At 70.2% G+C, this 563-nt stretch carries 1 protein-coding gene; it reads right to left on the reverse strand.

Going from position 1 to position 563, the window contains the following annotated elements:
* The coding region (locus AC1D15_RS36365) for an FtsW/RodA/SpoVE family cell cycle protein (protein ID WP_477829913.1) at positions 1-437 on the reverse strand (437 nt) is incomplete at its 3' end.
* Positions 438-563 lie beyond the last annotated feature (126 nt).

A 563-nucleotide genomic window follows, 5' to 3' on the forward strand; every position in this document is an offset into this window, starting at 1 on the left:
ATCCAGCGCCGCGCGCCGTTGACGCCCTTGCCGACGTGCGGGATCAGCACCAGCACCAGCAGCAGCAGCGAGGCGGCGAACAGCCACGGCGCGAACTTCTCCCACAGGCTCACCGGCAGCTGCACGACGACCACCGCGGCGACCAGCGCGACGACGATCGACAGGATGTGGCGCACCAGGAAATGCGTCGGCGCATAGCGCGTGAACTTCGGGTTGTCGGGCAGCGCCACCGAGGCCGAATACACCATCACCATGCCGAGCGCGAGCAGCGCCACCACCACCCACACCAGCGGCTGGTCGAAGCCCTGCAGCTGCACCGGCTTGTTCGCCGACGCACCGGTCCAGTCGCGGATCGGCACCGACCCGTCGCGCTTGAACAGCGCGCGCACGCGCTCCTTCAGCGCGTCGAATCCGGAGCGGGCCGTCAAGCTGCTCATGCCTCGCTGCCCCCTTCCGCGGCGATCGCCCGCACCTCGTCGCAGAACACCTGCGCGCGGTGCGCGTAGTTGCGGAACATGTCCAGGCTCGCGCAGGCCGGGCTCAGCAGCACTGCGTCGCCGGCC

It is taken from the genome of Rhizobacter sp. P2_H2, from assembly GCF_056403375.1.